At 69.2% G+C, this 2,029-nt stretch carries 3 protein-coding genes and 1 pseudogene; all 4 read left to right on the top strand.

Annotated features, from left to right (window positions below):
• A pseudogene (locus DD1DGNOD_RS23005) lies at positions 1–354 on the top strand (50S ribosomal protein L2); the annotation flags it as partial.
• A 73-nt stretch (positions 355–427) separates the two neighbouring features.
• Complete coding sequence (gene rpsS / locus DD1DGNOD_RS23000) at positions 428–709, top strand: 30S ribosomal protein S19 (RefSeq protein ID WP_131768532.1); 282 nt, start codon at positions 428–430, stop codon at positions 707–709.
• The gene (gene rplV / locus DD1DGNOD_RS22995; RefSeq protein WP_131768531.1) at positions 702–1,139 is read left to right on the top strand and encodes a 50S ribosomal protein L22; all 438 of its coding nucleotides are present in this window, start codon (positions 702–704) and stop codon (positions 1,137–1,139) included. Before rpsS ends, rplV begins: the two co-directional genes overlap by 8 nt.
• Positions 1,139–2,029: 30S ribosomal protein S3 (rpsC, locus tag DD1DGNOD_RS22990; protein ID WP_131771020.1), on the top strand; the 891-nt coding region annotated here is incomplete at its 3' end. The genes rplV and rpsC, both read left to right, overlap by 1 nt.

The raw sequence follows: 2,029 nt of genomic DNA, 5'->3' as shown, positions 1-2,029 counted from the left end.
AGCGTCCAGCTGGTCGCCAAGGACGGCCCCTTCGCCCAGCTGCGGATGCCGTCGGGGGAGATCCGCAACGTCGACGTCCGCTGCCGGGCCACGGTCGGCGAGGTCGGCAACGCCGAGCAGAGCAACATCAACTGGGGTAAGGCCGGTCGGATGCGCTGGAAGGGCCGTCGTCCCACCGTCCGCGGTGTGGCGATGAACCCGGTCGACCACCCGCACGGTGGTGGTGAGGGCAAGACCTCCGGTGGCCGCCACCCGGTGAACCCGAAGGGCCGTCCCGAGGGACGTACCCGCAGAACCCGCAAGTCGAGCGACGCGCTGATCGTCCGTCGTCGGAAGCAGAACAGGCGGCGGTGATCACGATGATTCACATCCGGCGGTACACAACGCCTCACCACCGATTCTGAGCAGGAAGGAGGAGACACACGCCATGCCACGCAGCCTGAAGAAGGGCCCGTTCGTCGACGACCACCTGCTCAAGAAGGTGGACCTTCAGAACGCCAAGGGCACGAAGAACGTCATCAAGACCTGGTCACGGCGCTCGACGGTGATCCCGGACATGCTGGGTCACACGATCGCCGTACACGACGGTCGCAAGCACATCCCGGTGTTCATCACCGAGGGGATGGTCGGCCACAAGCTCGGTGAGTTCGCACCGACCCGGACCTTCCGCGGCCATGTCAAGGAAGACCGGAGGTCACGTCGTGGCTGACGTCGTTGCTGACGGGCTGACCAGGTCCGGGCTGCCGGGCGCCCGCGCGTCGGCCCGCTACGTCCGGGTGTCGCCGACGAAGGCCCGTCGGGTCATCGACCTGGTTCGTGGCCGGTCGGCCCGCGAAGCCCTCGACATCCTCCGGTTCGCCCCGCAGGCGGCCAGCGAGGACGTCTACAAGGTGGTCGCGAGCGCGGTGGCCAACGCCGAGCACAACCACGGCCTCGACCCGATCACGCTCTGGGTCGGTGAGGCCTATGTCGACGAGGGCCCGACCCTCAAGCGCATCCGCCCACGGGCACAGGGCCGTGCCTACCGGATCCGCAAGCGGACCAGCCACATCACGGTCGTCGTGGAAAGCCGAAAGCCGGTTGCGGCGACCCGCGGCGCGTCGACCGGCGCACCGAAGACTGCAGGGAGGGCCCGGTAGTGGGTCAGAAAGTCAACCCGCACGGGTTCCGGCTGGGTATCACCTCGGAGTTCACCTCCCGCTGGTACGCCGACAAGCAGTACAAGGCGTACGTCGGCGAGGACGTGAAGATCCGAAAGATGATGTCCCGGGGCATGGAGCGCGCGGGTATCAGCCGGGTCGACATCGAGCGCACCCAGGGTCGGCTGCGGGTGGACATCCACACCGCCCGTCCCGGGATCGTCATCGGGCGCCGTGGCGCCGAGGCCGATCGCATCCGTGGCGACCTTGAGAAGCTGACCGGCAAGCAGGTCCAGCTCAACATCCTCGAGGTGAAGAACCCCGAGGTGGACGCCCAGCTCGTCGCGCAGGGTGTGGCCGAGCAGCTGTCGAGCCGGGTCAGCTTCCGGCGGGCGATGCGCAAGGCCATGCAGTCGGCGATGAAGGGTGGCGCCAAGGGCATCCGGGTGCAGTGCTCCGGACGTCTCGGCGGGGCCGAGATGAGCCGCTCGGAGTTCTACCGTGAGGGTCGTGTGCCGTTGCACACGTTGCGTGCCAACATCGACTACGGATTCTACGAGGCCCGGACCACCTTCGGTCGCATCGGCGTGAAGGTCTGGATCTACAAGGGCGACGTCGTGCAGAGCCGGGCGGAGCGGGAGGCCCAGGAGGCACTTCAGCGCCAGCACCGCCGCGAGCGTCCGCGCCGTGGGCCGCGGTCGGGTTCGTCCGGGACCACCACGGGTGGTACCGATGCCGGTCGTGCGGCAGCTCGTCAGGGCGAGCGCCGTGGCCGCGGTGGCGGTGGTGGCGGCGGCGATGCCGCGGCTGCCGGTGGCAGTAGCGCGGCTGCGGCCGAGGCTGCGCCGTCGCCGTCGCCGTCGCCGTCGCCGTCGCCGTCGGCGCCGGCG

This window comes from Candidatus Protofrankia californiensis, assembly GCF_900634765.1.
Classification (GTDB): Bacteria; Actinomycetota; Actinomycetes; order Frankiales; family Frankiaceae; genus Protofrankia; species Protofrankia californiensis.
Note: the sequence above shows the minus strand (reverse complement) of the source record. Positions and strands in the feature narration are given on the sequence as shown.

Excerpts from the sequence above, each read along its gene's own strand:
- rpsS (WP_131768532.1), top strand. The coding sequence starts at position 428 with ATGCCACGCAGCCTGAAGAAGGGCCCGTTCGTCGACGACCACCTGCTC.